A 26,889-nucleotide genomic window follows, 5' to 3' on the forward strand; every position below is an offset into this window, starting at 1 on the left:
CTCTCCTCGTCCCTAATCCCAGCGCCGCGCGTCGGTCCTATCGCGGTCCGTCGGCTCGATCCAGCGCGCGCCGCCCGGACCGTGTTCCTTCTTCCAGAAGGGCGCCCGGCTCTTCAGATAGTCCATCAGGAAGTCACAGGCCTCGAAGGCCTCGCGACGATGGCCGGCGGCCGTGGCCACGAAGACGATCGCCTCACCCGGCGCGATGCGGCCGGTCCGATGAACGATGTGGACGTCCTGCAGCTGGAACCGGCTGATCGCATCGCGGGCGATCTCGGCGATCGCCGCGTCGGTGAAGCCCGGATAGGCCTCCAGCTCCAGCGCGACCGCCGCGCCCTTCTCGGCGCGGGCCAGGCCCACGAAGGTCGCCACCGCGCCGGTCTCCGCGCGCCCGGCGCAGAAGGCCGTGACGAGCGCGCCCGGCTCGAACGGCTGGTCGGTCAGGGCGACGATCATCCCCCGCTCATCGGCGGCAGGAAGGCCACTTCGGTCGCGACGGTCAGCGCCGCCTCGCCCCGGACGATGGCCTTGTCGACGGCGACCTGGACGCCGGGACCGGCCAGGGCGTCGCCCAGGTCCGGATCGTCAGCGGCCAGCGCCGCGCGCAGGGCTTGAAGGTCGCCGGCCTCGATCACCCGATCGCGCCAGCCGGCCTGGTCGGCCAGGCGCCCGAACAGAAGAACCCGCGCCATATCAGCCGCCGGTGGTCGACATGTGTCGCGCCACGGCCGGACGCGCCGCGGCGATCTGGAAGTCGTGCCCCTGGGACTTGGCCCCGATCGCCGCGAAGATCGCCTGCTGCAGTTGGGCCTCGGTCGCCCCGCCCCGGATCACCGCCCGCAGGTCACTGGCGTCATCGCGACCGAGGCAGGTGTGCAGCGTGCCGGTGCAGGTCAGGCGCACCCGGTTGCAGGTGTCGCAGAAGTGGTTGCTGAGCGGGGTGATCAGGCCCAGCCGTCCGCCCGTCTCGGCCACCCGCGTATAGCGCGCCGGGCCTCCGGTGGCGTGGTGGATGTCCTCGATCGTCCAGAAGGACGACAGGTCGCGGCGAACGTCCTTCAGCGACAGGAACTGATCGGTGCGGTCCTGATCGACCTCGCCCAGCGGCATGGTCTCGATCAGGGTGATGTCGCAGCCACGCGCGTGAGCCCACTGGATCAGCGCGGGCAGTTCGGCGGCGTTGTCGTGCTTCAGGGCCACGGCGTTGATCTTCACGCGGATCCCCGCCGCCAGAGCCGCGTCGATCCCGGCGATCACCCGCTCGAGGTCGCCGCCGCGCGTCAGCTTGCGGAAGAGGTCGGGCTTCAGGGTGTCCAGCGAGACGTTGATCCGCCGCACGCCGCATCGGGCCAGATCGCCGGCGAAGCGTTCCAGCTGGGTGCCGTTGGTGGTCAGGGTCAGCTCGTCCAGCGCGCCCGAGCGCAGGTGGCGCGACAGGCCGGCGACCAGGTCCATGAACCCCTTGCGCACCAGCGGCTCGCCGCCGGTCAGGCGCAGCTTGCGCACGCCCAGGCCGACGAACGCCGTGGCCAGGCGATCCAGCTCCTCCAGGGTCAGCACCTCGGCCTTCGGCAGGAAGGTCATGTGCTCGGACATGCAGTAGAGGCAGCGCAGGTCACAACGGTCGGTGACGGAGACGCGCAGATAGGTGACGGCCCGCCCGAAGCCGTCGATCAGGCGGGGCGGCGCAAGGACCGCTTGCGCGGGGCTATCGTCATAAGGCGTCATGTCCGTCCGTTAGAATAGGCGCTGGAGCCCATGACGCAAAGGGATACGACGCAAAGGGCGGCGCTGGGCGCCATCGTCCTGGCCGCCGGCCGGGGCGCGCGCTTCGGCGGGGGCAAGCTGACGGCGCCGCTGAATGGCGCGCCGCTGGTGGCCGGGGCCTTGCTGACCGCGTTCCTGTCGCCGGCGCGGCGGGTCTTCGTGGCGATCGGGCCCGATCCCGCCGTGCGCGAGGCGGTCGAAGCCACGGCGTCTCGGATCGCGGCCGCCGACCGCCTGACCCTCGTCCAGGTCGAGGACCCGACCGAGGGCATGGGCGCCTCTCTGCGGGCCGCAGCCCAGGCCCTGCCGGACGACGCGGCCGGCGCCTTCGTGCTGCTGGGCGACATGCCGTCCATCGACCCGGAGACTCTGCAGCGACTGAGCCGGGCCTTCGAAGGCCCCCTCGACCTCATCGCCCCGACCTATCTGGGCCGGCGCGGCCATCCCGTCCTGTTCGGCGCGACCTGGTTTCCGGCGCTTCGCGCGCTGTCCGGAGACGAAGGCGCCCGCGCCCTCCTGGAGAGCGCGGGCGCCCAGCTGACGCGGATTCCCGTCGAGGATCCGGGGATCCATCTTGATGTGGATCGCCCCGAGGACCTCGCCCGCGCCGTCGAAGGCCGCTGAAACCCCACGCCTCCCGCCCCGGGAGGACACGGCGCGACCTTCACCCAGCCGATGGTGTTCAGTGCGGAGGGGCGTCCTTTCTCAGGATGGCCCGCTTGATCTCGGCGATCAGTTCTAGCGCGCCGCCGGAGTCGCCACGCTCTTGCAGCGCCGCCAGCCTGGGCAGCAGGATCGTCAGGATTCGGCGGTGATCCTCGCCGACCATCGCGAAGGCGCGCCGGAACTCGGCGATGTCCTCCTCGTCGGCGATCGCGTCGAGGTCAGGGTCGAACAGCGCCTTCATCGGCCTGTCTCCGGGCCCGGACCGTCAGCCAGATGGCGACGATCAACTCCACGACCAGGATGTAGCCGAGGATGTTGTAGGCGAAGACCTTGAAGTACGGATCGAGCTCCTGATCCGCCATGCCGACGAACGGCGTGACGACCATCACCAGCGCCAGGCCCGCGATCATCGCCGACCAGACCCGCCGCCACCGCAAGGAGATCCAGGTCAGAACCAGGAACGCGTTGCTGTCGACGATCGTGAGCGGCAGGTTCCAAGGCACGTAGGCCCCGGTTCGCGTCAGGGGCGAGATGCCCCAGAAAAACATCACGGCGAAGGCCGTCACCTTCAGCGGCCGGTCGCCCAGCCAGAGCGCCACGCCGCAGACCGTGAAAGCCACCACGTAGAGAGCATAATCGAGCACCAGATAGAGCACGTGCGGGATCCGGCGTGAGCGACAACGGCGAGGTCCAGAGCGACGTTGGTCGCGCGGCCGTTTCGGATGATCGGGCGTCGAGCCTTTCCATGCAAAATAAATCCTTCGGCGCGGCGCGGGCCGTGCGTGGGGTGGGCGCCGCCGGTAAGGGAGAGGCGAAGACCAGCGCGGCTAGAAGCGCCAGATCCGCTCGACCGCCTTCATGAACTCATGGATGCTGATGGCGGTGATGGCCATGAGCGCGGTCGTGAGGGCGGCGCTCGCCAGAATCAGCCCCAGCCATTGCGGCGGGCTCATCCGGTGGCGCCAGTCCTGCTGGGTGGTCACCGGACGGTCATCGCCAAGGATGGCCACGACGAGACCCTCTAAAGCCGTCCGCTGGCGCGGCGCCACCCGGTTCGCCGAGGTCGACGAGACGTCGGATTCGACTGTTGTCCTGAGCCCATGGCTGACTTCGATCTCTCCCTGACCGCTTGCGATCTCCCGATCAGGAAGCGACGCCACGGCAAGCGGGGCCAGATCGTCTGACTGCCTACGGTAGTCATTACCGGGGTCCCCACCCTCCCAGGCCACGAAGGCCAGGGCCGCGTCGCGTCGGCTCAGGCCCGACAGGCGACGGCGGGCGCTCAGCACGTGCATCTCGACGGTCTTGGGCGACAGGCCCAGCGCGCGCGCGATCTCCTTGGACTGGAGATGCGCGGCGATCAGCCGGAGAATCTCCCGCTCGCGAGGGGTAAGCTTGTCGAAAGCGGCACTGACGCTCTGCACCATGCCGCTAAGATGGTCGGCAAAGCCGCTATCGTCTAGCGTGCGACAGTTGAACTTTCACCGATCAGGTTTCCGAGCGGACAAACGGCAGTCGCGTGGTCGGCGTCCTGTTCAGCGCGAACAGGGCGTTGGCGACGGCGGGACCGATCACCGGCGTCCCCGGTTCGCCCACGCCGCTGGGCGGATTGCCCGACGGGACGATGTTGGTCTCCACGGTCGGCGCCTCGTTGATCCGCAGCACGCGGTAGCGGTCGAAGTTGCTCTGCTCGACCTTGCCGTCGGTCAGGGTCACCTCGCCGAACAGCACCCCCGAAAGGCCGTAGCAGGTCCCGCCTTCCATCTGGGCGGCGATCTGGTCAGGCGAGATGGCGACGCCGCAGTCGATGGCGGTCACCACGCGGCCGACGCGTGGAACACCATTCTCCAGCTTGACCTCAGCGACCTGGGCGACGACCGAGCCGAAGCTCTCGTGCACCGCCACGCCACGTGTCCAGCCGGCGGCCGCCGTCGGTCCGGCCCTCTCGACGGCCAGGTTCAGGACCGCCAGATGCCGGTCCGCCCCGGCCTTGGTGTAGAGGGCGCGGCGATAGTCGACCGGGTCCTTGCCCGCCTTGGCCGCCAGCTGGTCGATCGTGTGCTCCATGGCGAACGCGGTGTGGGTCGCGCCGACCGAGCGCCACCACAGCACCGGCACCCCGACGTCGGGCAGGGCCACCTGGGCGTCCACCACGGGCGTGGCCTTCAGATAGGGCGAGCCCGCCGTACCCTCGATCGCCGTCTGGTCCGGCCCCTTGCCGGCCGGCATGGGCGAACCCTTCATGATCGACTGACTGACGATCCGGTGGCGCCAGGCCGCCGGATAGCCGTCCTTGTCCAGTCGAACCTTCACGGCATGGACCGTGAGCGGCCGGAAGTAGCCGGCCCGCATGTCGTCCTCTCGGGTCCAGACCAGCTTCACCGGCCGACCCTTACCGACCTTCTTGGCGATATGGACGCACTCGGCGACATAGTCGGACTGGAAGTTGGCGCGACGGCCGAACGAGCCGCCGGCGTACAGCGTCTCGATCTCCACCGAACCCGGCAGGCAGCCGACGATCTTGGCGGAGGCCAACTGGTCCAGGGTCTGGCCCTGAGACCCGAACACCAGCTTGACCTTGTTGCCGTCCACGGACGCCACGCAGTTCATCGGCTCCATGGTGGCGTGGGCCAGATAGGGGAATTCGTAGGTCGTCTCGAAGACGCGCTCGCCCTTGGCGGACTCCAGGCCCGAGGCGTCGCCACGCTGGTCGAACGGCTCCCACTTGGTCTGCGTGTTCTTGCCGGCCGCGACGTCCTTGAAGAGCTGGTTGATGGCGACCGACCCGCGCTTCTCGGCCTTGTCCTCGTCCCACTCCAGCTTCAGCGCCTCGCGGCCCATGCGGGCGGCATAGGTGTTCTGGGCGACGACGGCGACACCGGTCGGGATCTCGAAGACATCGACCACGCCAGCGACCTTCTTGGCGTCGGCGGCGTCGAGGCTCTTCACCTTGGCGCCGAACAGCGGGGCGTGGGCGACCACCGCCGTCAACATGTCGGGCAGACGGACATCCTGGGTGTAGCGGGCCGTGCCGTCGCTCTTGGCCTGGGAGTCCTTGCGGCGAACGCGGTCGGTGCCGATCAAGGTGAAGGTCTTGGGATCCTTCAGCCTGACGTCGGTCGGCGGCGGGACCTTGGCCGCGTCGGCCAGCAGCTCGCCGAAGGTCGCGGTCTTGCCAGAAGCATGGGTCAGGACGCTGTCCTTGACCGTGATCTCGCCGACCGGAACGTTCCACCGGTTGGCGGCGGCCTGGACGAACATGGCCCGCGCGCCGGCCCCGGCCTTGCGCAGTTGATCCCACGAGTTGGAGATCGCCGACGAGCCGCCCGTCAGTTGCGCGCCAAGGGCGCCGTTGGCGTAGAGCTTGGCGTTGGCGGGCGCCTGCTCGACCTGGACCTTCGTCCAGTCGGCGTCCAGCTCCTCGGCGACGATGGCCGCGAGGCCAGCGTGATTGCCCTGGCCGAACTCGATGTGCTTGGAGATCACCGTGACCCCGCCATCGGGCGCGATCTTGATGAACGGCCCGAACGCGCCGACCTCGACCTTGGAGCCGGCGCTCATCAGGTCGGCCGGCGAGCAGCCGACCAGCAGGGCGCCGCCCACCAGGGCGGAGGCGACGACCACGTCGCGGCGGCAGGGCTGGGCCTGGGCCAGGTCCTTGGGATTGACGGGAGCGTTCATCGGCCGGCTCCGCGATGGGTCGCGCCCGAGGCGGCGACGATGGCTTCGTCGATGTCGGCGTGCGGTTGGCCCTGGGGCTGACCGGTGTCAGCCGCGTCCTTGATCGCCGCCCGAATGCGCTGATAGGCGCCGCAGCGGCAGATGTTCCCGGCCATGGCGCTGTCGATGTCTTCGTCGGACGGCTTGGCCTTCTGGGCCAGCAGGGCGCAGGCCGACATGATCTGTCCCGACTGGCAGTAGCCGCACTGGGGCACGTCATGGCGCACCCAGGCCTGCTGCACCGGATGCTGGCCGCCGAGGCCCTCGATGGTCGTGATCTTGGCGGTCCCGACCGCCTCGATCGGCGTCACGCACGAGCGGATCGGCTGGCCATCCAGATGGACCGTGCAGGCCCCGCACTGGGCCATGCCGCAGCCGAACTTGGTCCCCGTCAGGCCCAGCTCGTCGCGCAGCACCCACAGCAGCGGCGTCTCCGGCGCGGCCTGCACCGAGGTTGGCTTGCCATTGATGTCCAGGGTCACGGCCATGCGCCCTCGCCTCCCACCGAAAGAAGGGACGCGCCGCGTCCCGCCGAGACCCGAACCTAACACCGTTCACACTGGGCTTGGCCAGAGGGTTTTCGGGCCAGAGGATTTCGAGCGGGGGCGGGCGCCGTCCGCGAAACCCGCTATGCTGCGTTCGCCTTGGCTTCGGAGACCTCGTCTTGCGCCGCGTCCTCGTCCCTCTCGCTGTCCTGGCCGTGACCGTCGCCGGCTGCGCCACCGTCGCTCCGATGGATTCAACCGACGCGCCCATCCGCTACGCCTGCAAGGCGGGCAAGCGGTTCACCGCCGCCTACGCCCTGCACGGCAAGCGCGTCGTGGTCAGCGCCGGCGGGACGACCCGGACGTTGAAGTTGGCCCGCTCGGGGTCCGGGGCGCGCTACGCGGCCGGCGACGCCGAGATCTGGAGCAAGGGCGCGGACGCCACGCTCAAGGGCTTCCCAGGCGGCCCCTACGCCGACTGCCGGTCACAGTAAGCTTAAGAGGGACGACACGTTGGATTCCTTTCCCGCCTACTTCCCCCTGGCCGGCCGCACGGTGGTGATCGCCGGGTCCGGCGAGGCCGCCGAGGCCAAGGCCCGCCTGTTCCAGGGCTCGCCCGCCACCGTGATCCGCCTGGACGGGACCGAGGCCCATCTGCCCAGCGCCTATGGCGGCGCGATCCTGGCCTTCATCGCCAGCCCAGACGAAGCCTTCGTCAGGGCCGCCGCCAGCGCGGCGCGAGCGGCGCGGGTGCTGGTCAATGTCGTCGACCGGCCCGAATTCTGCGATTTCAACACCCCGGCCGTGATCGACCGCGGCGAGGTGGTGGCGGCCGTGGGCACCGGCGGCTCGGCCCCGGTGCTGGCGACCATGCTGCGCAACGACATCGAAGCCCAGGTGCCCGAGGGCACGGGCCGCGTGGCCGCCCTGCTACGGAAGTTCCAGGCCGAGGTGCGCCAAGCGCTGCCGGTCCTGCACGAACGCCGCGCCTTCCTGCGCGACGCGGTGACGGGCGAGGCCGCCGAGGCCGCTCGCGCGGGCGACATGGACCGCGCCGCCCAGCTGTTTCGCGAGGCCCTGGCCCGGGGCTCGGCCCGCAAGGGCGCCTTGCGCTTCATCGCTGGAGAGGGTCCGGCGGACCTGCTGACCCTGCGCGCTGTCCGGGCCCTGGGCGCGGCCGACGTGCTGGTCCTGGGCGCCGACGCCGATCCGGAGGTCGTGAGGCTGGCCCGTCGCGATGTCGAGCACGTCGACGCCGGGCAGATCGACGCCGACCGCCTGGTCGAGCTGGCGCGTGAGGGCCGGCAGATCGTGCGACTGCTCACCGGCGCGCCGGATCCCGCCCTGGTCGCCGCCCTGGAGGAGGCCCAGGTCTCCGTCGAAACGCTGCCCGTCGCCCGCTAAGTCAGCGACCGGTTCTTGGTCTCGGGCAGCAGGAAGGCCGTGGTCAGAACGCTGATCAGGGTGAAGGCGACCGGGTACCAGAGGCCCGCATAGATGTCGCCGACCGCCGTCACGATGGCGAAGGCGAAGAACGGCACGAAGCCGCCCACCCAGCCCGTGCCGATGTGATAGGGCAGCGACAACGCCGTATAGCGCACCCGGGTCGGGAACAGCTCGACCAGGCAGGCTGCCAAGGGTCCGAACAGCGCCGTGGCGGCGATCACGAAGACCAGCAGCACGCCCAGGATCAGCGGCTTGTTCATCCGCGCCGGGTCAGCCTTGGCGGGATAGCCAGCCTTGGCCAGAGCCGCCTTGATCTGTCCCTCGACGGCGGTCTTCACGGCCTTCACCTCGGCCTTGGACAGCCCCGTGGCGCTCCGGGAGGCGATCTCGACGCCGCCGACCTTCATCACCGCCGTCGTCCCGGCCGGGGCCATCTCGTTGGCATAGGAAACGCCGGCGTTGGCCAGGGCGCTCTTGACGATGTCGCACGAGGTCACGAACGCCGCCTTGCCGACGGGATCGAACTGCAGCGAGCAGTCCTCGGGATCGGCGACGACCACGACCGGCGCCTTGGCGCTAGCCTCGGCCAGCGCCGGGTTGGCGGCCTTCTCCAGCACATGGAAACCGGGGAAGTAGAACAGCAGCGCCAAGGTCATGCCGCCCAGCATCACCGGCTTGCGGCCGATCCGGTCCGACAGCCAGCCGAACACGACGTAGAAGATCGCGCTGATCGCCGTGGCGGTCATCATCAGTTCGTTGATGGTGACCGGATCGACCTTCAGGAACTTCTCCATGAAGGTCTGGACGTAGAAGAAGGTCGTGTACCAGACCGCCCCCTGGGCGCACATCATGGACAGGAAGGCCAGGATCACCAGCTTCAGGTTCTTCCACTGGCCGAAGGCTTCGGCATAGGGGGCCTTGGAGGCCTGGCCCTCGGCCTTCATGGCGGCGAAGGCGGGGCTCTCGGTCAGCTTCATCCGCATCCAGACCGAGACGCCCAGCAGGCCGATCGAGACCGCGAACGGGATGCGCCAGCCCCAGGCGTCGAAGGCCTCGATGCCGACGGCGGCGCGGGTGATCAGGATGACCATCAGCGCGCCGAACAGGCCGAAGGCGGCCGAGGTCTGCACCCATGACGTCGACCAGCCGCGCTGGTTCGGCGGCGAATGCTCGGCCACGTAGATCGCCGCCCCGCCGTACTCGCCGCCCAGGGCGAAGCCCTGCACGCAGCGCATGACGATCAGCAGGATCGGCGAGATGATCCCGGCCTGCTGGTAGGTCGGCAGAAAGGCGATGGCGAAGGTGGCCCCGCCCATCAGCAGCACCGTGGCCAGGAACGCGCCCTTGCGCCCGGCCTGGTCGCCGATCTTGCCGAAGACTAGCGCGCCCAGCGGCCGGAAGGCGAAGCCCACGCCGAACAGGGCTAGGGCGGCGATATAGCCCGCCGCGTCGGGCAGTCCGGTGAAGAAGGTCTTGGAGATGACCTGCGCCAGGCTGCCGAAGATGAAGAAGTCGTACCATTCGAAGGCCGTGCCGGCCGACGAGGCCGCGACCACCGTGCGCATGGATGCGCCTTGCTGACCCTCGCCGGCCATGGACTTCCCCCGTGTTTCGCCCTGCTTAGCGTGCTTCCCGCCAAATGGGGAGGGCTTCGGGGAACAGGGTTAGGCGACGGCGCCGCGCGTGTCCGTCCCGGCCTGCGACAGGCGGACGATCTCGGCGACCAAGGCGGCCGGGGAAATCGGCTTGGCGGCCACTCCGTCCATGCCGGCGGCGCGGTATGAGGCTCGCTGATGGGCCATGACATTGGCGGTCAAGGCGATGATCGGGGCGCGGGCGGCGGGACCCGGCAGGGCGCGGATGCGGCGGGCCGCCTCCAGCCCGTCCATGCCCGGCATCTGCACGTCCATCAGGATGAGGTCGAAGGCGCCGTCGCGGGCGGCGTCCACGCCAGAGGCGCCATCGTCGGCCACGCTGACGGCCGCGCCCAGCTGCTCCAGGATCCTGCGAGCGACCAGCTGGTTGGTCGGATTGTCCTCGACGACCAGCACCTTGAGGCCGTCCAGCAGGTCCTCGGCATGAGCCGGGGCGGCGTCCGGAGCGGCGGCCGGCGGCGCGGCGATCGTCAGGGTGAAGGTCGAGCCCTCGCCCGGCGTCGAGGTGAACGAGACCTCGCCGCCCAGCATCTGGGCCAGCTTGCGGGTGATGGCCAGGCCCAGGCCCGAGCCTCCGAAGCGGCGCGTGGTGCTGGCGTCGGCCTGTTGGAAGCGTTCGAACAGCTTGTCGTGAGCCTCCAGCGGCACGCCGACGCCGGTGTCGACGACGTCGAAGACCAGACGCGGCTTCCCGCCGCCCGGGGCCCTGCGGAGCCGCACGGTCACCGAGCCCTTCAGGGTGAACTTCACCGCGTTGCCGATCAGGTTGAACAGCGCCTGGCGGACACGGGTCGGATCGGTCTCGATCCAGCCCAGGTCATCGGCGAGATCCAGTTCCAGACGCAGGCCCTTGTGCGTGGCCTGGCCGGCCAGCAGGCGGGCGACACCCCGGACGAGATCGCGCGGATCGACGGCCTCGCGGTTCAGATCCAGCCGACCAGCCTCGATGCGCGAGATGTCGATGACGTCGTCCAGCAGGGTCGACAGCATTTGGCCCGCGGCCAAGGCCTCCCCCAAGAGGTCGGCGCTGTCGCCGGGGGGCAGCTCGCGCTTCAGCACGTGCATCACGCCCAGCACCCCGTTCATCGGCGTGCGGATCTCGTGGCTCATATTGGCCAGGAACTGGGCCTTGGCCTCGTTGGCGGCCTGGGCCGCGCGCTCGGCGGCGACCAAGGCCAGCTCGGCCTTCTTCTTCTCGTCGATGTCCAGCATCAGGCCGAACGCCTTGCGGGCCCGACCGCCGGCGTCGCGGCGCACGTCGTGGAACACCCGCACCCAGCGCGCCTCGCCGCCGGGCGACAACACCCGGACGTCGCATTCGTGCGCGCCCCACTCGCCCGTCGCCCGCCAGGTGGCCGCCGCGGCGTACAGCTGGTCGCGGTCCTCCGGGTGGATCATCGGCCAGACGGCCTCGCGGACGTCGTCATAGCCGACCCGGCGGCCCAGCATGCGGTGCAGTTCGGGCGAGCCCCAGAAGCTCTGGCCCTCGTGGTCGATCTCGTAGACCCCGGCCCGCGCCGCCCCCAGGGCGACCTTCAGCCGACGGGCGTTGATCCGCGCCTCGCGCCGCGCCTTGGCCAGGGCGGTGACGTCGTCCATGTAGGTGATGACGCCGACGATCTGGCCGGAGATGTCGCGCCAGGGCCGAGCCTCCCAGCGGTACGCGCGCTCCACGCCGTCGGCGTCCTGCAGGCGGTCCTCGCGGCGGGCGACGATCTCGCCGGCCAGCGCCCGGCTGACGGCGGCCACGAAGCGGCGACGGCCGCCATGGGTCAGCTCCGAGAGGGTCTTGCCGATCACCTGGACCTCGGTGGAGCGGAAGATCTCCAGAAAGCGCGGACTGACCAGTCGCAAGCGCATGTCCAGGTCGTAGACGGCCACGGCGAACGGCGCGTCCTCGACCAGGCGCCGTGCCCGGCGCTCGCTCCAGATGGCCTTGTCGCGGCTGCGGGCCACGTCGGTGATGTTCTGCGAGATGCCCTTCAGCGCGTGCAGGCCGCCCGGCCGGGGCTCGACCCGATAGGTGCTGCGGAAGGTCTGCCAGCGACCGTCGTCGCCGCGCAGCCGGAACTCGATCGTTCCGCCCTGCCCCGTCAGAGTCGCCTGGCTGAAGGCCGCGTGCACGGTCTTGCGTTCGTTGTCGGGCAGACGGGCCAGGAACTGCTCGGCCGTGGACACGTCCGCCGGCGTCAGGCCCAGCAGGGTCAGGGCGTCCGGCGACCAGTCGATGCGCTCGCCTTCGGGCTCGTAGCTCCAGACCCCGACGCCGGCGGCCTCGGACAGCAGCTCGCGGGTGCGACGGGCGGCCTCCAGCTCTTCCCGCGCCGCGACCTTGGCCGAAGCGTCGTGCAGCAGTCCGACCCGCTCGCCGTTGGGACCCAGCCGCCCCTGACCCTGCAGCCAGATCCACGCCCCATCCTTGCACCGGATCCTGAGCTCGGTGACGGTCGAGCCCGTCTCGGTCAGCCGGCGGCCCATGTCGATGAGTTCGGCCTGGCTGTCGGGATGGGTGAACTTGAGCGTCGGCTGACCGATCGTTTCGTCGCGGCTCCAGCCGGTCAGGGCCGTCCAGGCGGCGTTGACGGTGATGAAGCGGCCCTCGGGCGAGACGACCGTGAACAGGTCGCTGGCGTTGTCAAAGAACCAGCGCGCCGCTTCCGCCTCGCCGAAGGGCGAGGGCGTGGGCTTGGCCGGATCGGGGGTCGACACCTTGGGCATTCAGTCTCCGCGAGGTTGGGCGGATCGTGCAGTGCAACCGTAAACAGAGGGTTCGCGAGACATACCGGCGTTCCCCGAAACGTCACGGCGGCGACGTCTTCAGACCTCGGACCATTGCCGCAGCAGGTTGTGATAGACGCCGGTCAGCGAGAGGATCCCCGGGCTGTCCGGCGCGACCTCGCGGGCCAGGCGCTGGATGGCGACGTCCATGTCCAGCAGGATGGTGCGCTTGGCGTCGTCGCGGATCAGGCTCTGGATCCAGAAGAAGCTGGCCGTCCGCATGCCCCGGGTCACCGGGGTGACATGATGCAGGCTGGTGCTGGGGTAGAGGATCATGTCCCCCGCAGCCAGCTTGACGACGTGGTCGCCATAGAGGTCGTTCACGACCAGTTCGCCGCCGTCATAGTTCTCGGGCTCCTCCAGAAAGAGGGTCGCCGACAGGTCTGTGCGCAGGGTGCGGCCGCTGACCGGATCGCGGCGGATGGCGTTGTCGACATGGTCCTTGAAGCCCATACCCTCGCCATAGCGGTTGAACATCGGCGGCAGGATGAAGTTGGGCAGGGCCGCCGAGACGAACAGCGGATGGGCGTTCAGCGCCTGGACGATCGCCGCCCCAACCGTGCGCGCCGCCTCGCTTTCCTGGGGCAGTTGCTGGTTGGTCTTGGCCATGGCCGCCTGGAAGCCCGAGGTAAGATTGCCATCGACCCACGGCCCCGCGTCCAGGATCGCCCGGCACTCGGCCACCTGCGCCTTGGTCAGCACTTGCGGGATCTGCAGCATCATGCGGGCGGCTCCTTTTCCTGCTTCGGACTTAGCCGGCCGGGCATTGGTTCCCCTTGATCCGGATCAGGACCCGAAAAGTAAAGCGCCCCACTCGACGCCGTTGTCGAGCGGGGCGCGGACGTGAAGACCGAAAGGGGAGGATCAGTACTTCACGTTGAAGGTCAGGATCGCCTGGCGACCCGGGGCCGGATCGGCGTGGTGCACGCCGTTGGTGCGCACGATGTAGCGCTCGTCCGTCAGGTTCTGGACGTTCAGTTGCAGGTCGACCTTGTCGTTCACCGCCCACGAGGCGAAGGCGTCATAGCGCCAGTACGACGGGGCGTAGATCTTGTTGGTCCCGCCGCCGGCCCCGCCCTGGTTGCCGCCGAAGCTCTTCGACACATAGTACGCGCCGCCGCCCAGCGAGATCGCCCGGGTCACGCGATAGGTCGTGAAGCTGGAGAAGCTGTGCTTGGGCGTGTTGGCCAGCGGGTCGCCCTGGTTGACGCTGGTATAGGCGCCGCGGACCAGCTCGCTATCCATGTAGGTATAGCCGCCGAACACCTGCCACTTGGGCGTGACGTTGCCCGAGAACCCCAGCTCGAAACCCTTGACCTCGACCTCGCCGACCTGAGCGTAGGTGTTGGCGTCGATCTGGATCTGGGCGTTCTTGCGGGTCGTCTTGAAGGCCGCCGCGGACAGGGCCAGCATGTCGTTGAAGACGTTGGCCTTGGCGCCCAGCTCGAAGCTCTCGCTGTCTTCCGGCTCCAGCTGGACCGTGGCTAGGTTGCCCGTGCCGGTCGAGGTGTTGCTGTTCTGGTCGCCCGCCGAGATGCCCGGCGGAGTCGAGGACGTGCCGTACGAGGCGTAGACGCTGGAGCTGGTCGTCGGCTTGTAGACCAGGCCGACCTGGTAGTTCGTGAACTCCCACGAGCCCTTGCGCGGCGTGTAGGTCACCGAGGTGAAGACGCCATTGGCCTGGGTGGTGGCGACGTCGTAGCCCTGGCTGTCGTAGCTGTCGTGGCGCAGGCCCAAGTTCAGCAGGATCTTGTCGCCGAACTTGATGGTGTCGAAACCGTAGATCGCGGCGGTCTTGGAGACGTTGCGGGCGGCCGGAGCGCGGTTGATGACGCCCGTCCAGGCGGCCTTGTCGTCCGGCTTGTAGACCAGGGTGCAATCGCCCGCGCCCAGGCTGGTCAGGGTGGCGGCCGCGATCGTGAAGCCGGTTGGGCAGGCCGCGCCCGAGGTCGTGAAGGTCGAATAGGCGGCGTTGAGGTTTTCCTCGCGGCTGAGCTCGACGCCAACGTCGAAGCTGTGCTCCAGGCCGCCGAACATCTTCTTGCCGTGCACGTCGGTGACGGCCGCGATGGTCTTGGTCGGATTCCAGCGGGTCTTGGTGCCCCGCTTCATCCACCATTGGCCCTGGACGAACTGGGCCGCGCCGCCGTCGCCGGGGTTGGTGACGATGTAGTCGTTCAGCGACTTCGAATAGCGGACCACCTGGCGGACGTTCAGGTCGTCATCGATCTTGTGGTCGATGGCGAAGGTGGCGATGTCCGACTTGGTCTTCTGGTAGTCGCGCGACTTGACGCCATAGAAGCTGCGGCGGTCGACGGCCAGGATGCCCGAGGCCGTGCGCGGCTCGGTCGTCTTGGACATCAGCGGGATGCCGTAGTCGGGCGTCTGGTCGGTGTCGAGGTGGTAGTAGCTGAGGGTCAGCTGGGTGTCGCTGTTCAGGCCGACGGCCAGCGACGGGGCCACGCCCCAGCGGCTGAAGTCGACGCTCTTGCGACCCGGCGTGTTGCCCTGCGTGCCCAGCACGTTGAGGCGCACGGCGACGCTGTCGTTGATGGCGTAGTTCAGGTCGGCCGTGGCCCGCACGTACTCGTCCGTGCCGACGCCGACCGCGCCGCGCGCGAAGCTGTCGGCCTTGGGGGTCTTGGACGACAGGTTGATGCTGCCGCCGCCCGAGCCGCGGCCGCTATAGGCGCTGTCGGGACCCTTCACGACCTCGACCTGTTCCAGGTTGAAGATCTCGCGGGTCTGGCCGCCGCTGTCGCGGACGCCGTCGACGAAGATGTTGTTGGCCGAACTGGAGCCGCGGATGAACGGACGGTCGGCCAGCGGCTGGCCCCCCTCGCCGGCCCCGAAGGTGATGCCCGGCGAGGTGCGCAGGATGTCGGTCAGCGAGGTGGCGGCGGTCTGCTCGATGATCCGCGACGGAATGACCGTCACCGACTTGGGCGTATCGACCAGCGGCGCGGTGAACTTGCTCGAGGACGGGTCGGCCACGCGCTTGGCGTCGATGCGGACACCGGCAACCTCGTTGTTGTCGGCGGAAGCGGCCGGGGCGGTGGCGACCGACGCGGCGGCGTCGACATCAGCGGCGGCGGCGGCGTGAGCCAGGCCCAGGCCGGCGAGACCGGCGACGGCGGCCGCGCTCAGCGCGCGACGGGGCCGGCTCACGACGCCGGCGGAGTTCGGGTTACGCATGAATTGATCCTGTCCCCAGGGAGCGCCGTCGAGGGCGCTCCTGAATTTGCGACGCGTTCTTAGCGATCTTGCAAAGCTGTCGCAATGATAATCGTTCTCAATAGCGGCATCTTTGGCGAAAAGGCGGCGCTTTGTTGCGGAAGGTCTCGCTGACTCACGCCTTCGCCGCTTCACGCGGCTGGCCGCTGAAGAGATGGAAAGGGACGCGGAGCGCCGGCCGCGGCCGGCCTTGGCACGGCGGCGCTTCGCTTGACGCCGGACGCGGCGCGGGTCCCTATCCGCGCCGAATACGGAGTCACGTTCATGAAGACCGCTCTCGCCGCCGCATCCACCGCGCTCGTCCTCGCGTCCGGCGTCTTCCCGGGCGGCGCCCAGGCCTCCAGCCTGAAGTCCTGCGCGGTGCCGCCGGTCGTCACCCCGGCTCCGGCCGAGATCCCGCCGGCCAGCGAGGTCCACGCCAACGTGCCGATCGCGGCCTATCTGCTGGCCCTGTTCTGGTCGCCCGAGGCCTGCCGCGCCGGCATCCCGGAGTCGGACAAGGTGATCCAGTGCCAGAACAACCACTTCGGCTTCACCGTGCACGGCCTGTGGCCGAACGGACCGGACAAGGTCCACCCGCGCTATTGCCGCCCCAGCCCGCCGATGAGCCCGGCGACGGTGAAGGCCAATCTGTGCATGACGCCCTCGCCCTGGCTGCTGCAGCACGAATGGCAGGCGCACGGGACCTGCGACTGGGCCACGCCGGAAGACTATTTCAAGAAGGCCCGCAAGCTGCGCGACAAGCTGAACGTGCCGGACCTGGATGCCGGTTCGGACGGCGTCATGTCGGCCGGCGAGATCCGCAAGGCCTTCCTCGACCGCAACCGCAAGCTCAAGCCCGAGGACCTGAACGTCCGCGTCAACAGGGACGGTCGCCTGACCGAGGTCTGGGTCTGCATGAACCTGAAGTTCAAGTACGCGGCCTGCCGCGGCGGCAACGGCGCGCCGGACGGCGCGATCGTGAAGGTGACGGCCAAGCGCTAGAGGGCGTCTGCTCCAGACCGCTCCCGGCCATCGGCCCAAATGCAAAGCGGGCGGTCCCTTTCGGAACCGCCCGCTCGCTAGGATCTCACTTCGGTGAGCCGGTCACCCTCAGGTGTTGACGGCGTCTTCCGGAGCCAGTTCGGCCTTCTTCGACAGGTCTTCGCCGGTCTCCTGATCGACGACCTTCATCGACAGCTTGGTCTTGCCGCGATCGTCGAAGCCCAGGAGCTTCACCTTGACGATCTGGCCTTCCTTCAGCACGTCCGACGGCTTGGCGACGCGTTCGTTGCTGATCTGGCTGACGTGGACGAGGCCGTCCTTGGCGCCGAAGAAGTTCACGAAAGCGCCGAAATCGACAACCTTCACGACCTTGCCGTCGTAGATCTTGCCCACTTCGGCTTCGTCGGTGATCGACTTGATCCAGTCGATCGCGGCCTTGATCTTGGCGCCGTCCGAGGCCGAGACCTTCACGGTGCCTTCGTCGTTGATGTCGACCTTGGCGCCGGTGGTGGCGACGATCTCGCGGATCACCTTGCCGCCCGAACCGATCACTTCACGGATCTTGTCGGTCGGGATGGTGATGGTCTCGATCTTCGGGGCGTAGTCGCCGACGTCTTCACGCGGGGCGTCCATGGCCTTGTTCATTTCGCCGAGGATGTGAGCGCGGCCTTCCTTGGCCTGGGCCAGGGCCTGCTCCATGATCGCGGGCGTGATGCCGGCGATCTTGATGTCCATCTGCAGCGAGGTCAGGCCTTCGCTGGTGCCGGCGACCTTGAAGTCCATGTCGCCCAGGTGATCTTCGTCACCCAGGATGTCCGACAGAACCGCGAAGCCGTCCTTTTCCAGGATCAGGCCCATGGCGATGCCCGAGACCGGACGGACCAGCGGCACGCCGGCGTCCATCATGGCCAGCGACGAACCGCAGACCGTGGCCATCGAGGACGAACCGTTCGACTCGGTGATCTCCGAGACCAGACGGATCGTGTAGGGGAAGTCTTCCTTGGCCGGCAGCATCGGGCGCAGGGCGCGCCAGGCCAGCTTGCCGTGGCCGATCTCGCGACGGCCGGGCGAACCCATACGGCCGGTTTCACCGACGCTGTAGGGGGGGAAGTTGTAGTGCAGCAGGAAGGATTCCTTGTAGGTGCCTTCCAGGGCGTCGATGAACTGCTCGTCGTCGCCGGTGCCCAGGGTGGCCACGACGATGGCTTGCGTCTCGCCGCGGGTGAACAGGGCCGAACCGTGGGTGCGCGGCAGGATGCCGACTTCGCCCAGGATCGGACGGACGGTGCGGACGTCACGGCCGTCGATGCGCAGGCCGGTGTCCAGGATGCCGCGACGCACGACGTCGGCTTCCAGTTCCTTGAAGATGGCGGCCAGCTTCAGCGGGTCGTAGCCGGCCGGGTTGGTGTCCGACAGGCCGAGGGCCGCGATGGCCTTCTTCTTGGCGGCGCCGACGGCTTCGTAGCGGTCCTGCTTCTTCTGGATCTTGTAGGCGGCGGCGATGTCGGCGCCGACGAGGCCCTTCATCTCGGCCTTCACCGCGTCGGTGTCTTCCGGCTCGAACGCGAAGGGCTCCTTGGCGGCGTGCTCGGCCAGGTCGATGATCGCGTCGATCACGGCCTGCATCTGCTGGTGGGCGAAGTTGACGCCGCCCAGCACGATCTCTTCCGAGAGCTCCTGGATTTCCGATTCAACCATCATCACGGCGTCGGCGGTGCCGGCCACGACCAGGTCCATCTTGCTTTCCTTCAGCTCGTCGAGCGTCGGGTTCAGCACGTAGGCGCCATCGACCCAGCCCACGCGGGCGGCGCCGATCGGACCCATGAACGGGGCGCCCGAGATGGTCAGGGCGGCCGAGGCGGCGACCATGCCCAGGATGTCGGGATCGTTCTCGAGGTCGTGCTGCAGCACGGTGACGACGACCTGGACTTCGTTCTTGAAGCCCTTGACGAACAGCGGGCGGATCGGACGGTCGATCAGGCGGGAGACCAGGGTCTCCTTTTCCGACGGACGGCCTTCACGCTTGAAGAAGCCACCGGGGATCTTGCCGGCCGCGAAGGTCTTTTCCTGATAGTTGACCGTCAGCGGGAAAAAGTCTTGGCCCGGCTTCTGGGTCTTGGCGAACACGGCGGTGGCCAGGACGACGGTTTCGCCCATGGTGGCCAGAACGGCGCCGTCGGCTTGACGGGCGATGCGACCGGTTTCGAGGACCAGCGTCTTGCCGCCCCACTCGATCGTCTTGCGCTTGATATCGAACATTTTTGCTTCTTTCGGTTCCGAAGGACCCATTTCCTTCAGGACGGACAGGGGCGGGCGGCCGAAGGGCGGTCCCGAGATTTCCTCATCCAGTTCGACAGGCGCCCGAAGATCGTGATCTCCGGCTTACATGTCCGGATCACGCTTGGAGCGGATCCGCGACGACCTCTCGTTCCGGCCTGTCTCGAAACGAAGGTTGGAAAAACGTTCGGCCGCCCTACCGGAGCAGGGCGGCCGAATTGTGCCTTAGCGACGCAGACCCAGCTTTTCGATCAGGGACTGATAGCGACCGGCGTCGGACTTCTTCAGGTGGTCGAGGAGCCGGCGACGCTGGGAAACCAGCTTCAGCAGGCCACGACGGCTGTGGTTGTCCTTCTTGTGCGTCTTGAAGTGCTCGGTCAGGTTCGAGATGCGTTCCGAGAGGATCGCGACCTGGACTTCAGCGCTGCCGGTGTCACCCGCGCCGCGGGCGTGTTCGGCGATGAGAGCGGCCTTGCGCTCGATAGTGATCGACATCGGTAAGTCTCCGCTCAGGTGAGTTGGAAGACCCGCACCGGATTGAGCCGCCCGGCGCGCATCTCGCACAGGGCCACCAACCTGTCACCGGACATGGCGGAAACGGTGCGATCGCCGGGCGCGAGCTCGGCTTTCAGCGTTTCCACCTGCCTCGGGAGCAGGACGATGGCGCGTCCCTGTGCAAGCCGGAAGGCGTCTTCGTCGGTCACGGCCAACGCCGGGATGTCGTCCAGCGCGGTCTCGACCGGAAGCAATGCCTCCGACAGCCGGGCCTCATAGCTCAAATTCTCGAGAGTTTCCAGCGATATCGAGGCTGCTTCCGTAAACCCGCCGACCCGCGTGCGGCGCAGCTCGGCGACGTGACCGCAGGTTCCCAGCGCCTTGGCCAAGTCGCGGACCACGGCGCGGACATAGGTGCCCTTGCCGCACTCCATCTCCAGGGTGACGTGGTCAACGTCGGCCGCCTCCACGACCTTCAGGTCGAAGATGTTGACCTTGCGGGTCGCCAGTTCGAACTCGACCCCATCGCGGGCCAGGTCGTAGGCGCGCTCGCCGTCGACCTTGATGGCCGAGAAGTTCGGCGGCACCTGGTCGACCTCGCCGATGAAGGCCGGCAACGCCGCCTCGACCTGCTCACGGGTCGGACGCACGTCGGAGGTCCCGGTGGTCTCGCCCTCGCGGTCCAGGGTGGTGGTGTCGCGCCCCCAGGCGATGGTGAAGCGATAGGCCTTGTCGGCGTCCATCAGGAACGGGACGGTCTTGGTCGCCTCGCCCAGGGCGATCGGCAGGATGCCGGTCGCCAGCGGGTCCAGCGTGCCGGCATGGCCGCCCTTCTGGGCGTTGAACGCGCGGCGCACTCTGGAGACGGCCGTGGTCGAGGTCAGGTCGTAGGGCTTGTCCAGGCACAGCCAGCCCGAAACGGCGTCGCCCTTCTTGCGGCGAGCCATGGTCAGTCTTCCTCGTCGTCCATCACGTCGGAGAGGCGGCGGGTGTCCTGCTGGACGCGCGGATCCAGGAACAGCTGGTCCATATGGGCGGCTGTTCCGAAGCTCTCGTCGTGGATGAACTTCAGGTCCGGCGTGAACTTCATGTCGATCGAGCGGCCCAGGCGGCCACGCAGGAACTTGGCGACCCGGTTCAGGCCCTTGATGACCTCGGTGGTGTCTTCACCCGTAAGACCCGCGCCCAGCGGCTCGACGAAGCAGACGGCGTGCTTCAGATCGGGGCTCATCCGCACCTCGGAGACGGTGACCGAAACGCCGGTCAGCGCCTCGTCGGCCAGCTCCTCCTCGCGGAGGATCTCGACCAGGGCGTGGCGGATCAGTTCGCCAGCCCGGAGCTGGCGTTGCGAGGGACCGGTCAGGGCGCCCTTCTTGTTGTCGGTGTGGCGCTTCATGGCGCGAAGTCCTTGCGGCCCGGCCGGCGGATCGAACGCCGGTGCGCGGGGAAAATCGGAAGGCGGGGTGTCTAGGCTCCTCTCGGGTGAATGTCCAGTGCGCCAGGGTTCCTTGGACAGCTCCTCAAACCCCAGGCAACCAAACACCGTCTTCCCGGCGAAAGCCGGGACCCAGGTGGAACCCACCAGCGTTCGGCGGGTGGCTGTAACGCTATTCGGATCATCCCAAACCGCTCGGGCTGAATCTGGGCCCGGCTTTCGCCGGGGAAACGGTTTTTAGGGTCTCAAGCCCCCACCCGCTCCTTAAAGAACGCGATCACCTTGTCCCGCGCCCTCATCGACCCGCTGTCGGGGACCGAGCGGTGCAGGTGCAGAGTCAGCACAGAGTGCGGGGCCATCGGCTGGCCGGGGGCGGCGTCCGAGTCCGACAGCTCGACCACCTCGACCTTGTCGCCGAACTCGGCCTTCAGGCGGGCGATGCGGGCGTTCGGCACCAGCTTGTCGGAGGTGAAGCGCAGGGCCAGCAGCGACAGGTTCTCGTCCTTGAACCGCTTCTTGGCGCAGGCCAGCTCCGAGGCCGAGCAGTCCAGGCCGCCCGGCTTGTTCAGCGGCAGCGAGGGCTGGGACAGCACCGGCGCCACCACGGCCGGCTCGGTCATCATCGCCAGGGCGAAGCCGCCGGTGAAGCACATGCCGACCGCGCCGACACCCTTGCCGCCGCACTCGGCGTGGACCTGGCGGGCCAGGGCCCGCAGCCAGTCGACGATCGGGCTGGAGCGGCCGTCCTTCAGGGCGACGAACTCGCGGCGCACGCAGACATTCTTCAAGATCTCCCCGATCGCGTAGCCGCGTCCGACCTGCTTGCCCGGCTGGCCGAACAGGCTGGGGCAGAAGGCGGTCAGGCCGGCGTCGGCCAGGTCGCGCGCGAAGGCCAGCACGCCCGGATGCAGGCCCGGCACCTCGTGGATGACGATCACCGCCGGCCCCGAGCCGATGCGGAACACCTCCCGCGTCCAGCGCCCATCGTCGAACTCGAAACGCGTGAAACCCGCCAGAACGTCACCGTTCGACATGCTCGCCCTCCTCGGTCCCATGGGAGGCTAGACCGAGGCCGCGCGGCTGGCGAGATCAGAACGCCATGGCCCGCTCCCACACCGGTCGCTTGGCCGCGCGATCGGGGCGCTCGGACAGGTCGTCCGGCGCCAGCAGCAGACGGATCTCGATTTCGGCCGAGCCATCGGCGGGGGCGGGGCAGCGGCGCACCCAGGCGGCGGCGTCCTCGCGCGAGTCGACGTCGAACACCCAGAAGCCGGCCACGGTTCGACCCTCCGCCGAGACATCGGGCGTCACGCGCGCGCCGCGGGCGGAGAGCCTGGTCCGGTCGGCCACCCGGCCCGGACCAGCTCCGCGTCATAGGCCCGCATGGCCCGGGTCAGCTCCGGACCGACCTCGGCCTCGACCTTCAGCAGCACCATGAACCGCATCGCGCGTCTCCCGTCGCCTCTATCTCTAGGACGCGCGAGCACGGTCGGTTGCGACACCGAAGCTCGAAAAATTCGTCTAGTTCGAGGTGTCGGGGTGCTGGGGACTGTCGGTCCAGTCGACCATCGGGTCGGGCGCGCGGTTCTTGGGCAAGCGCCATTCGCCGCGATACGAGAAGTCCAGCGTGCCGCACAGACGCGCCTTGGCCGGACCTTCCTTGGCGGCCTTGGGATCGTCGCCGAACGCCTGGATGCGCAGGTCGCGACGGATGACGATGGTGCTGAACGACAGCCACAGGCGCGTCGAGCCCGGACAGAAGGCGCGCGTATAGATCTTGCCCTGGGCCGCCTTGGTGTCGACCTCGAACAGCATGGCGTCGGCGTCGACCCCCTGCATGGCCCCGAGTCCGCCGGGGCCCAGGTCGCTCTGGCGGCCGCCGATCAGGCGCGCCTCGGCCGGCACGCCGGTGGCCAGCACCTTGATCGGCCGGCCCGCGCCCAGCATGCCCTGGTTGAACAGGATGGTGACCCCGGCGCCGGTCAGCCGCTTGGCGTCCGGCGAGATCGGGTCATACGAGAACATCCGCGTCTCGGCCCGAACGGCGGAGGTCGCCAGCAGGTTCAAGCCGGCGCTCGCGGCCAGGAGAGCCAGGGCCAAGGCCCCGAAGGCGGCCTTTCTCATCGCTTGAAATGCAGGTTCGCCGCTTGCGGATCGAAGCCTGACAGGCGCCAGGTCGAGCCTTCCTGGGTGAAGGTCAGCATGCAGGGCCCGTCCCTCCTGGCCGCGCAGACCCGACCATCGCCGACCGGACGCAAGGTGCTAGCGATCGCCACCCGTCCCGGGATCGGCCGGTCGGGCGTGTAGCCGTAGTAATTGGCGGCCGCGTGGAAGGTCTCTGGCCGGATCAGCGCCTCGCCGGCCACGTCGGCGATCGGCCCGGCGGCGATGGCGGCCAGGGCCATGACGCCGTTGCTCTGGCCACCGCGCTGGCGGGCCTCGTCGATCAGCCGCGCCTCGATCTGGGCCTTCAGCGCCCGGCGATCGACATGGGCGTCGAAGCGAGCGCGGTCGTTGTCGCGGATGGCGACCAGCAGGTCGTGCACGTCGCCGGCGGCGTCGTAGCGGGTCGCGGTCGCGCAGGCGCTGAGCGAAGCGGCGACGGCGGTCAGAGCGAGGAGAGCCTTGATGCGCATGCCAAATCCGTAGCGCCGGATTGGGGCGATTTCCAGTCTGGCCGTGTAACGCCCAAAGACAAAGGGCGCGGACCTTGCGATCCGCGCCCTTCAACTTTCCGATCTCGCGGTCAGCCCTTAGTCGAGCTGGCGCTTGATCTCCTCGACGGTGAAGCACTCGATCACGTCGCCGACCTTGATGTCCTGGAAGCCGGCGAACAGCATGCCGCATTCCTGGCCGACGGGGACTTCGTTGACCTCGTCCTTGAAGCGCTTGAGGGTCTGCAGGGTGCCCAGTTCCAGGACCACGATGTCCTGACGGACGATCCGGACCTTGGCGCCCTTGCGGACCACGCCCTCGGTGACCTTACAGCCGGCGACCTTGCCGATCTTCGAGATGTCGAAGGCCTGCAGGACCTCGGCGTTGCCGAGGAAGGTTTCGCGCTGGATCGGGGCCAGCATGCCCGAGAGCACGCCTTTGATGTCGTCCAGCAGGTCGTAGATGATCGCGTAGTAGCGGATCTCGACCCCTTCGCGCTCGGCCAGGGCTCGCGCCTGGGCCGAGGCCCGGACGTTGAAGCCGATGACCGGCGCGCCGGCGCCCTTGGCCAGCATGACGTCGCTTTCGCTGATCGCGCCGGCGCCCGACAGGATGATCCGCGCGCGGACCTCGTCGGTGGCCATCTTGTCCAGCGAACCGATGATCGCCTCGGCCGAACCCTGCACGTCGGCCTTGATGACCAGCGGCAGTTCTTTCAGCTTCTTGTCCTGCAGCTTGGCCATCATGTCGGCCATCGAAGCGCCGGCGCCCACCGGGGCCAACGTCTTCTCGCGCTTCAGGCGGATGCGGTACTCGGTCAGCTCGCGGGCGCGGGCTTCGCTCTCGACCACGGCGATGGCGTCGCCCGGCGAGGGCACGCCGTCCAGACCGAGGATCTCGACCGGTGTGGCCGGACCGGCTTCGGTCAGCTGTTCGTTGCGCTCGTTGAGAAGCGCGCGGACCTTGCCCCACTGGCTGCCGGCCACGACGATGTCGCCGCGCTTCAGCGTGCCGCGGTTGACCAGCACCGTCGAGACGGCGCCGCGACCCTTGTCCAGCTTGGCCTCGATCACCACGCCGTCGGCCGTGCGGTCGGGGTTGGCCTTCAGGTCCAGCACTTCGGCCTGCAGCAGGATGGCTTCCAGCAGGTCGTCCAGGCCGGTGCGGGCCTTGGCCGAGACCTCGATCAGCTGGGTGTCGCCACCCAGGCTTTCGACGACGATCTCGTGCTGCAGCAGCTCGTTGACCACGCGGGTCGAGTCCGAGCCGGGCTTATCCATCTTGTTGACGGCGACGATGATCGGCACCTCGGCGGCCTTGGCGTGTTTGATCGCCTCGATCGTCTGGGGCATCACGCCGTCGTCGCCGGCCACCACCAGCACCACGATGTCGGTGATGTTGGCGCCACGGGCGCGCATCGACGAGAACGCGGCGTGGCCGGGCGTGTCGAGGAACGTCACGCGCTGGCCGTCCTTCAGGCGAACCTGATAGGCGCCGATGTGCTGAGTAATGCCGCCATGTTCACCGGCCGCCACGTCGGTGGAGCGCAGGGCGTCGAGCAGGCTGGTCTTGCCATGGTCGACGTGACCCATGATCGTCACGACCGGGGGTCGCGGCTCCATGTGATCGTCGATGTCCTCGGCGCCGATGAAGCCTTCTTCGACGTCCGCTTCCGACACGCGCTTGACGGTGTGGCCGAATTCGGTGGCCACCAGCTCGGCGGTGTCGTTGTCGATGACGTCGTTGATCTTCAGCATCACGCCCTGACGCATCAGGAACTTGATGATGTCGACGCCGCGCACGGCCATCCGGTTGGACAGTTCCTGCACGGTGATGACGTCGGGAATGACCACTTCACGCGCGACACGGGCCTGTTCGGCCACGCCGCCGCGGCGCTTTTCCTTTTCGCGTTCACGCGCCCGGCGGACCGAGGCGAGCGAGCGCATGCGGTCGGCGGAATCTCCGTCGCCGGCCACGGCCTGGATGGTCAGGCGCCCCTCGCGGCGTTGCGGCGCGCCCTTGACGCGCGACACGGCCTTGTTGGGGGCGTTGGCGGCCTTGCGGCGATCGTCATCCTCGTCCGGACGACGGCTGACTTCACCACCGGGACGCGGCGCCGAACGCATGGCGCGCTGGATCTCGGGCGTAGCCGGCGCCGAGGCCGGAACGCCGGGACGCGGACCGCGCGGCGGACCGCCAGGACCACGCGGGCCGCCGGGGGCCGGACGCGGCGCCAGGGCCGAATAGCGGACGGTCTGCTGCGGACGGTCGCCTTGCGGACGATCCCCCTGTGGACGGTCGCCACGATAGCCGCCGCGGTCGCCCTGCGGACGATCGCCGTCGGGACGCGGACCGCGCGGGCGGTCGCCTTCCGGACGCGGCGCGCGCTGGCCGAAATTGGCGCCGGCGTCGGGACGCGGCGAACGCTGGTTGAACGGACGATCACCCTGCGGGGCCGGGCGATAGGTCGTCGTGCTGGGACGATCGTCGCGGCGGTCGCGGCTGGGCTCGTAGGTGCGGGTCTGGCCGGCGGACGGCGGACGCGAGTCCTGACGCGGGGCGTCCTGGCGCGGCGCCTGAGGCGCGACCGGAGCCTGAGCCACGGGACGCGGCGCCTCCGGAGGCGGGGTCACCGGCGCGGCGGGCGCGGCCGGCGCCGTAGCGACGGGGGTTTGGGCGACCGGCGCTTGAGCGACCGGAGCCGGCGCCGCGGCGGCGCGTTCGGCGGCGGCCTTCGCGGCCGCCTCGCGTTGAGCGGCTTCCTGGGCGGCGCGGGCGCGAGACTCGGCCGCGGCCTGGTCGGCCTGCTGACGCGCCTGGGCTTCGCGAGCGGCGTCGACAACGCGCTGGCGGGCGCGCAGTTCTTCCTGCGAGAGACCGCCGGCCGAACCACCGCCGCCACCCGTCGGCGCGCCGCCTTGCGGCTGCGACGGACGGGGCGCCGGGGCGTCGTGACGACGCTCGGCCGAGGACGGCGCGGCCAGATTGCCGGTCGCGGGCGCATGCGGGCGCGTCCGCTTGGTTTCAACCACCACCGTCTTGGTCCGGCCGTGGCTGAAGCTCTGCTTCACGACCCCGGCGCTCACCGAGCCTTGACGGGGCTTCAGGGTGATCGGGGCTCGTCCGCCGGGTCGGCCGTTTTCGTTCTCGTCGCTCATGCGCTCGCTTGTACTTCCGCCAGGCGGTACCTGGCTAAAAAACCGTGTTTCCATGTGAGAAAGGGGCCTGGACGTACTCCCAGCAGGAAGCGCGTTTCCCGACCCTTCACTCACGAGCGCGACCCGAATAGCCG

The 26,889-nt window shown here is 68.8% G+C and carries 26 protein-coding genes; 4 read left to right on the forward strand and 22 right to left on the reverse strand.

From position 1 onward, the window contains the following. Positions 1 to 12: 12 nt before the first annotated feature. From MZV50_RS25835 to moaA, 3 genes are read right to left on the reverse strand one after another with little or no spacing between them, the layout of a single operon-like run. Positions 13 to 456, reverse strand: coding sequence for a molybdenum cofactor biosynthesis protein MoaE (locus MZV50_RS25835; RefSeq protein ID WP_252632208.1), 444 nt, complete (start codon positions 454 to 456; stop codon positions 13 to 15). Further along, entirely contained in the window at positions 453 to 692 is a 240-nt protein-coding gene (locus tag MZV50_RS25840; protein ID WP_252632209.1) for a MoaD/ThiS family protein, read from the reverse strand. The genes MZV50_RS25835 and MZV50_RS25840 overlap by 4 nt, the downstream gene beginning before the upstream one ends. Before the next feature lies 1 nt (position 693). Then, complete coding sequence (moaA, locus tag MZV50_RS25845; RefSeq protein WP_252632210.1) at positions 694 to 1,728, reverse strand: GTP 3',8-cyclase MoaA; 1,035 nt, start codon at positions 1,726 to 1,728, stop codon at positions 694 to 696. 30 nt (positions 1,729 to 1,758) lie between these two features. Here moaA and MZV50_RS25850 point away from each other — a divergent pair, with 30 nt between their 5' ends. Beyond that, complete coding sequence (locus MZV50_RS25850) at positions 1,759 to 2,391, forward strand: nucleotidyltransferase family protein (RefSeq protein ID WP_252632211.1); 633 nt, start codon at positions 1,759 to 1,761, stop codon at positions 2,389 to 2,391. A gap of 58 nt (positions 2,392 to 2,449) precedes the next feature. On the opposite strand, the gene MZV50_RS25855 is transcribed toward MZV50_RS25850, so the two are convergent. From MZV50_RS25855 to MZV50_RS25875, 5 genes are all read right to left on the reverse strand, one after another. Continuing rightward, positions 2,450 to 2,674 (reverse strand): hypothetical protein, encoded by a 225-nt coding sequence (locus tag MZV50_RS25855; RefSeq protein ID WP_252632212.1) that lies wholly within the window; start codon positions 2,672 to 2,674, stop codon positions 2,450 to 2,452. Beyond that, on the reverse strand, positions 2,652 to 3,089 hold the full coding sequence (locus MZV50_RS25860) for a hypothetical protein (RefSeq protein ID WP_252632213.1): 438 nt from the start codon (positions 3,087 to 3,089) through the stop codon (positions 2,652 to 2,654). Before MZV50_RS25860 ends, MZV50_RS25855 begins: the two co-directional genes overlap by 23 nt. A gap of 171 nt (positions 3,090 to 3,260) precedes the next feature. Then, positions 3,261 to 3,860, reverse strand: coding sequence for a LuxR C-terminal-related transcriptional regulator (locus MZV50_RS25865; protein WP_252632214.1), 600 nt, complete (start codon positions 3,858 to 3,860; stop codon positions 3,261 to 3,263). A gap of 61 nt (positions 3,861 to 3,921) precedes the next feature. After that, entirely contained in the window at positions 3,922 to 6,114 is a 2,193-nt protein-coding gene (locus MZV50_RS25870) for a xanthine dehydrogenase family protein molybdopterin-binding subunit (protein ID WP_252632215.1), read from the reverse strand. Then, on the reverse strand, positions 6,111 to 6,641 hold the full coding sequence (locus MZV50_RS25875) for a (2Fe-2S)-binding protein (protein WP_252632217.1): 531 nt from the start codon (positions 6,639 to 6,641) through the stop codon (positions 6,111 to 6,113). The genes MZV50_RS25870 and MZV50_RS25875 overlap by 4 nt, the downstream gene beginning before the upstream one ends. Positions 6,642 to 6,745: 104 nt before the next feature. Here MZV50_RS25875 and MZV50_RS25880 point away from each other — a divergent pair, with 104 nt between their 5' ends. Together MZV50_RS25880 and MZV50_RS25885 are read left to right on the forward strand one after the other, a co-directional pair. Continuing rightward, complete coding sequence (locus MZV50_RS25880) at positions 6,746 to 7,132, forward strand: MliC family protein (protein WP_436792235.1); 387 nt, start codon at positions 6,746 to 6,748, stop codon at positions 7,130 to 7,132. A gap of 19 nt (positions 7,133 to 7,151) precedes the next feature. Then, positions 7,152 to 8,042, forward strand: a complete 891-nt coding sequence (locus MZV50_RS25885; RefSeq protein WP_252632220.1) for a siroheme synthase — start codon at positions 7,152 to 7,154, stop codon at positions 8,040 to 8,042. Here the strand turns inward: MZV50_RS25885 and MZV50_RS25890 are convergent. The 4 genes from MZV50_RS25890 to MZV50_RS25905 all read right to left on the reverse strand — a co-directional run bounded on the left by MZV50_RS25890 (position 8,039) and on the right by MZV50_RS25905 (position 15,712). Further along, on the reverse strand, positions 8,039 to 9,679 hold the full coding sequence (locus MZV50_RS25890; protein WP_252632221.1) for an MFS transporter: 1,641 nt from the start codon (positions 9,677 to 9,679) through the stop codon (positions 8,039 to 8,041). The two genes, MZV50_RS25885 and MZV50_RS25890, sit on opposite strands and share 4 nt — an antisense overlap. A 69-nt stretch (positions 9,680 to 9,748) precedes the next feature. Then, positions 9,749 to 12,457: a PAS domain-containing sensor histidine kinase gene (locus MZV50_RS25895; protein ID WP_252632222.1), complete on the reverse strand. Its 2,709-nt coding sequence runs from the start codon at positions 12,455 to 12,457 to the stop codon at positions 9,749 to 9,751. A 99-nt stretch (positions 12,458 to 12,556) separates the two neighbouring features. Further along, positions 12,557 to 13,240 carry a Fe2+-dependent dioxygenase gene (locus MZV50_RS25900; RefSeq protein WP_252632223.1) on the reverse strand — a complete coding sequence of 228 codons (684 nt, stop codon included), beginning with the start codon at positions 13,238 to 13,240 and terminating at the stop codon, positions 12,557 to 12,559. 141 nt (positions 13,241 to 13,381) lie between these two features. Further along, complete coding sequence (locus tag MZV50_RS25905) at positions 13,382 to 15,712, reverse strand: TonB-dependent receptor (RefSeq protein WP_252632224.1); 2,331 nt, start codon at positions 15,710 to 15,712, stop codon at positions 13,382 to 13,384. Positions 15,713 to 16,015: 303 nt separating this feature from the next. Between MZV50_RS25905 and MZV50_RS25910 the strand changes: the two genes are divergently transcribed. After that, complete coding sequence (locus tag MZV50_RS25910; RefSeq protein ID WP_252632225.1) at positions 16,016 to 16,735, forward strand: ribonuclease T2; 720 nt, start codon at positions 16,016 to 16,018, stop codon at positions 16,733 to 16,735. A 108-nt stretch (positions 16,736 to 16,843) separates the two neighbouring features. Here the strand turns inward: MZV50_RS25910 and pnp are convergent, their stop codons facing one another. The 10 genes from pnp to infB all read right to left on the reverse strand — a co-directional run bounded on the left by pnp (position 16,844) and on the right by infB (position 26,755). Next, positions 16,844 to 18,994, reverse strand: a complete 2,151-nt coding sequence (gene pnp, locus MZV50_RS25915; RefSeq protein WP_252632226.1) for a polyribonucleotide nucleotidyltransferase — start codon at positions 18,992 to 18,994, stop codon at positions 16,844 to 16,846. A 243-nt stretch (positions 18,995 to 19,237) separates the two neighbouring features. Further along, positions 19,238 to 19,507 (reverse strand): 30S ribosomal protein S15, encoded by a 270-nt coding sequence (rpsO, locus tag MZV50_RS25920; protein WP_013077242.1) that lies wholly within the window; start codon positions 19,505 to 19,507, stop codon positions 19,238 to 19,240. A 14-nt stretch (positions 19,508 to 19,521) separates the two neighbouring features. Next, a complete protein-coding gene (gene truB / locus MZV50_RS25925; RefSeq protein WP_252632227.1) occupies positions 19,522 to 20,454 on the reverse strand; it encodes a tRNA pseudouridine(55) synthase TruB in 933 nt (310 codons plus the stop codon). Positions 20,455 to 20,456: 2 nt separating this feature from the next. Then, entirely contained in the window at positions 20,457 to 20,903 is a 447-nt protein-coding gene (rbfA, locus tag MZV50_RS25930) for a 30S ribosome-binding factor RbfA (protein WP_252632229.1), read from the reverse strand. A gap of 284 nt (positions 20,904 to 21,187) precedes the next feature. Then, positions 21,188 to 21,976 carry a dienelactone hydrolase family protein gene (locus MZV50_RS25935; protein ID WP_252632231.1) on the reverse strand — a complete coding sequence of 263 codons (789 nt, stop codon included), beginning with the start codon at positions 21,974 to 21,976 and terminating at the stop codon, positions 21,188 to 21,190. Positions 21,977 to 22,031: 55 nt separating this feature from the next. Beyond that, complete coding sequence (locus MZV50_RS25940) at positions 22,032 to 22,220, reverse strand: YciI family protein (RefSeq protein ID WP_252632232.1); 189 nt, start codon at positions 22,218 to 22,220, stop codon at positions 22,032 to 22,034. Between the two features lie 29 nt (positions 22,221 to 22,249). Continuing rightward, complete coding sequence (locus tag MZV50_RS25945; RefSeq protein ID WP_252632234.1) at positions 22,250 to 22,387, reverse strand: hypothetical protein; 138 nt, start codon at positions 22,385 to 22,387, stop codon at positions 22,250 to 22,252. A 76-nt stretch (positions 22,388 to 22,463) separates the two neighbouring features. Beyond that, positions 22,464 to 23,066: a hypothetical protein gene (locus MZV50_RS25950; RefSeq protein WP_252632235.1), complete on the reverse strand. Its 603-nt coding sequence runs from the start codon at positions 23,064 to 23,066 to the stop codon at positions 22,464 to 22,466. Then, positions 23,063 to 23,578, reverse strand: a complete 516-nt coding sequence (locus MZV50_RS25955) for a DUF2939 domain-containing protein (RefSeq protein ID WP_252632236.1) — start codon at positions 23,576 to 23,578, stop codon at positions 23,063 to 23,065. The genes MZV50_RS25950 and MZV50_RS25955 overlap by 4 nt, the downstream gene beginning before the upstream one ends. A 117-nt stretch (positions 23,579 to 23,695) precedes the next feature. Then, positions 23,696 to 26,755, reverse strand: a complete 3,060-nt coding sequence (gene infB / locus MZV50_RS25960; RefSeq protein ID WP_252632237.1) for a translation initiation factor IF-2 — start codon at positions 26,753 to 26,755, stop codon at positions 23,696 to 23,698. Between the last annotated feature and the right edge of the window lie 134 nt (positions 26,756 to 26,889).

The sequence above is a fragment of the Caulobacter segnis genome (assembly GCF_023935105.1).
Lineage (GTDB): Bacteria > Pseudomonadota > Alphaproteobacteria > Caulobacterales > Caulobacteraceae > Caulobacter > Caulobacter segnis_B.

What these genes read in the sequence shown, in the direction of transcription:
- MZV50_RS25895 (WP_252632222.1), bottom strand. Translation starts at nt 12,457, where the DNA reads ATGCCCAAGGTGTCGACCCCCGATCCGGCCAAGCCCACGCCCTCGCCC.
- MZV50_RS25900 (WP_252632223.1), bottom strand. Translation starts at nt 13,240, where the DNA reads ATGATGCTGCAGATCCCGCAAGTGCTGACCAAGGCGCAGGTGGCCGAG.
- MZV50_RS25865 (WP_252632214.1), bottom strand. Translation starts at nt 3,860, where the DNA reads ATGGTGCAGAGCGTCAGTGCCGCTTTCGACAAGCTTACCCCTCGCGAG.
- MZV50_RS25905 (WP_252632224.1), bottom strand. Translation starts at nt 15,712, where the DNA reads ATGCGTAACCCGAACTCCGCCGGCGTCGTGAGCCGGCCCCGTCGCGCG.
- truB (WP_252632227.1), bottom strand. Translation starts at nt 20,454, where the DNA reads ATGGCTCGCCGCAAGAAGGGCGACGCCGTTTCGGGCTGGCTGTGCCTG.
- MZV50_RS25935 (WP_252632231.1), bottom strand. Translation starts at nt 21,976, where the DNA reads ATGTCGAACGGTGACGTTCTGGCGGGTTTCACGCGTTTCGAGTTCGAC.
- infB (WP_252632237.1), bottom strand. Translation starts at nt 26,755, where the DNA reads ATGAGCGACGAGAACGAAAACGGCCGACCCGGCGGACGAGCCCCGATC.
- MZV50_RS25910 (WP_252632225.1), top strand. Translation starts at nt 16,016, where the DNA reads ATGAAGACCGCTCTCGCCGCCGCATCCACCGCGCTCGTCCTCGCGTCC.
- MZV50_RS25875 (WP_252632217.1), bottom strand. Translation starts at nt 6,641, where the DNA reads ATGGCCGTGACCCTGGACATCAATGGCAAGCCAACCTCGGTGCAGGCC.
- MZV50_RS25855 (WP_252632212.1), bottom strand. Translation starts at nt 2,674, where the DNA reads ATGAAGGCGCTGTTCGACCCTGACCTCGACGCGATCGCCGACGAGGAG.
- pnp (WP_252632226.1), bottom strand. Translation starts at nt 18,994, where the DNA reads ATGTTCGATATCAAGCGCAAGACGATCGAGTGGGGCGGCAAGACGCTG.
- moaA (WP_252632210.1), bottom strand. Translation starts at nt 1,728, where the DNA reads ATGACGCCTTATGACGATAGCCCCGCGCAAGCGGTCCTTGCGCCGCCC.
- MZV50_RS25955 (WP_252632236.1), bottom strand. Translation starts at nt 23,578, where the DNA reads ATGCGCATCAAGGCTCTCCTCGCTCTGACCGCCGTCGCCGCTTCGCTC.
- MZV50_RS25870 (WP_252632215.1), bottom strand. Translation starts at nt 6,114, where the DNA reads ATGAACGCTCCCGTCAATCCCAAGGACCTGGCCCAGGCCCAGCCCTGC.
- MZV50_RS25945 (WP_252632234.1), bottom strand. Translation starts at nt 22,387, where the DNA reads ATGCGGTTCATGGTGCTGCTGAAGGTCGAGGCCGAGGTCGGTCCGGAG.
- MZV50_RS25890 (WP_252632221.1), bottom strand. Translation starts at nt 9,679, where the DNA reads ATGGCCGGCGAGGGTCAGCAAGGCGCATCCATGCGCACGGTGGTCGCG.
- MZV50_RS25850 (WP_252632211.1), top strand. Translation starts at nt 1,759, where the DNA reads ATGACGCAAAGGGATACGACGCAAAGGGCGGCGCTGGGCGCCATCGTC.
- MZV50_RS25950 (WP_252632235.1), bottom strand. Translation starts at nt 23,066, where the DNA reads ATGAGAAAGGCCGCCTTCGGGGCCTTGGCCCTGGCTCTCCTGGCCGCG.
- MZV50_RS25835 (WP_252632208.1), bottom strand. Translation starts at nt 456, where the DNA reads ATGATCGTCGCCCTGACCGACCAGCCGTTCGAGCCGGGCGCGCTCGTC.
- rpsO (WP_013077242.1), bottom strand. Translation starts at nt 19,507, where the DNA reads ATGTCGATCACTATCGAGCGCAAGGCCGCTCTCATCGCCGAACACGCC.
- MZV50_RS25840 (WP_252632209.1), bottom strand. Translation starts at nt 692, where the DNA reads ATGGCGCGGGTTCTTCTGTTCGGGCGCCTGGCCGACCAGGCCGGCTGG.
- rbfA (WP_252632229.1), bottom strand. Translation starts at nt 20,903, where the DNA reads ATGAAGCGCCACACCGACAACAAGAAGGGCGCCCTGACCGGTCCCTCG.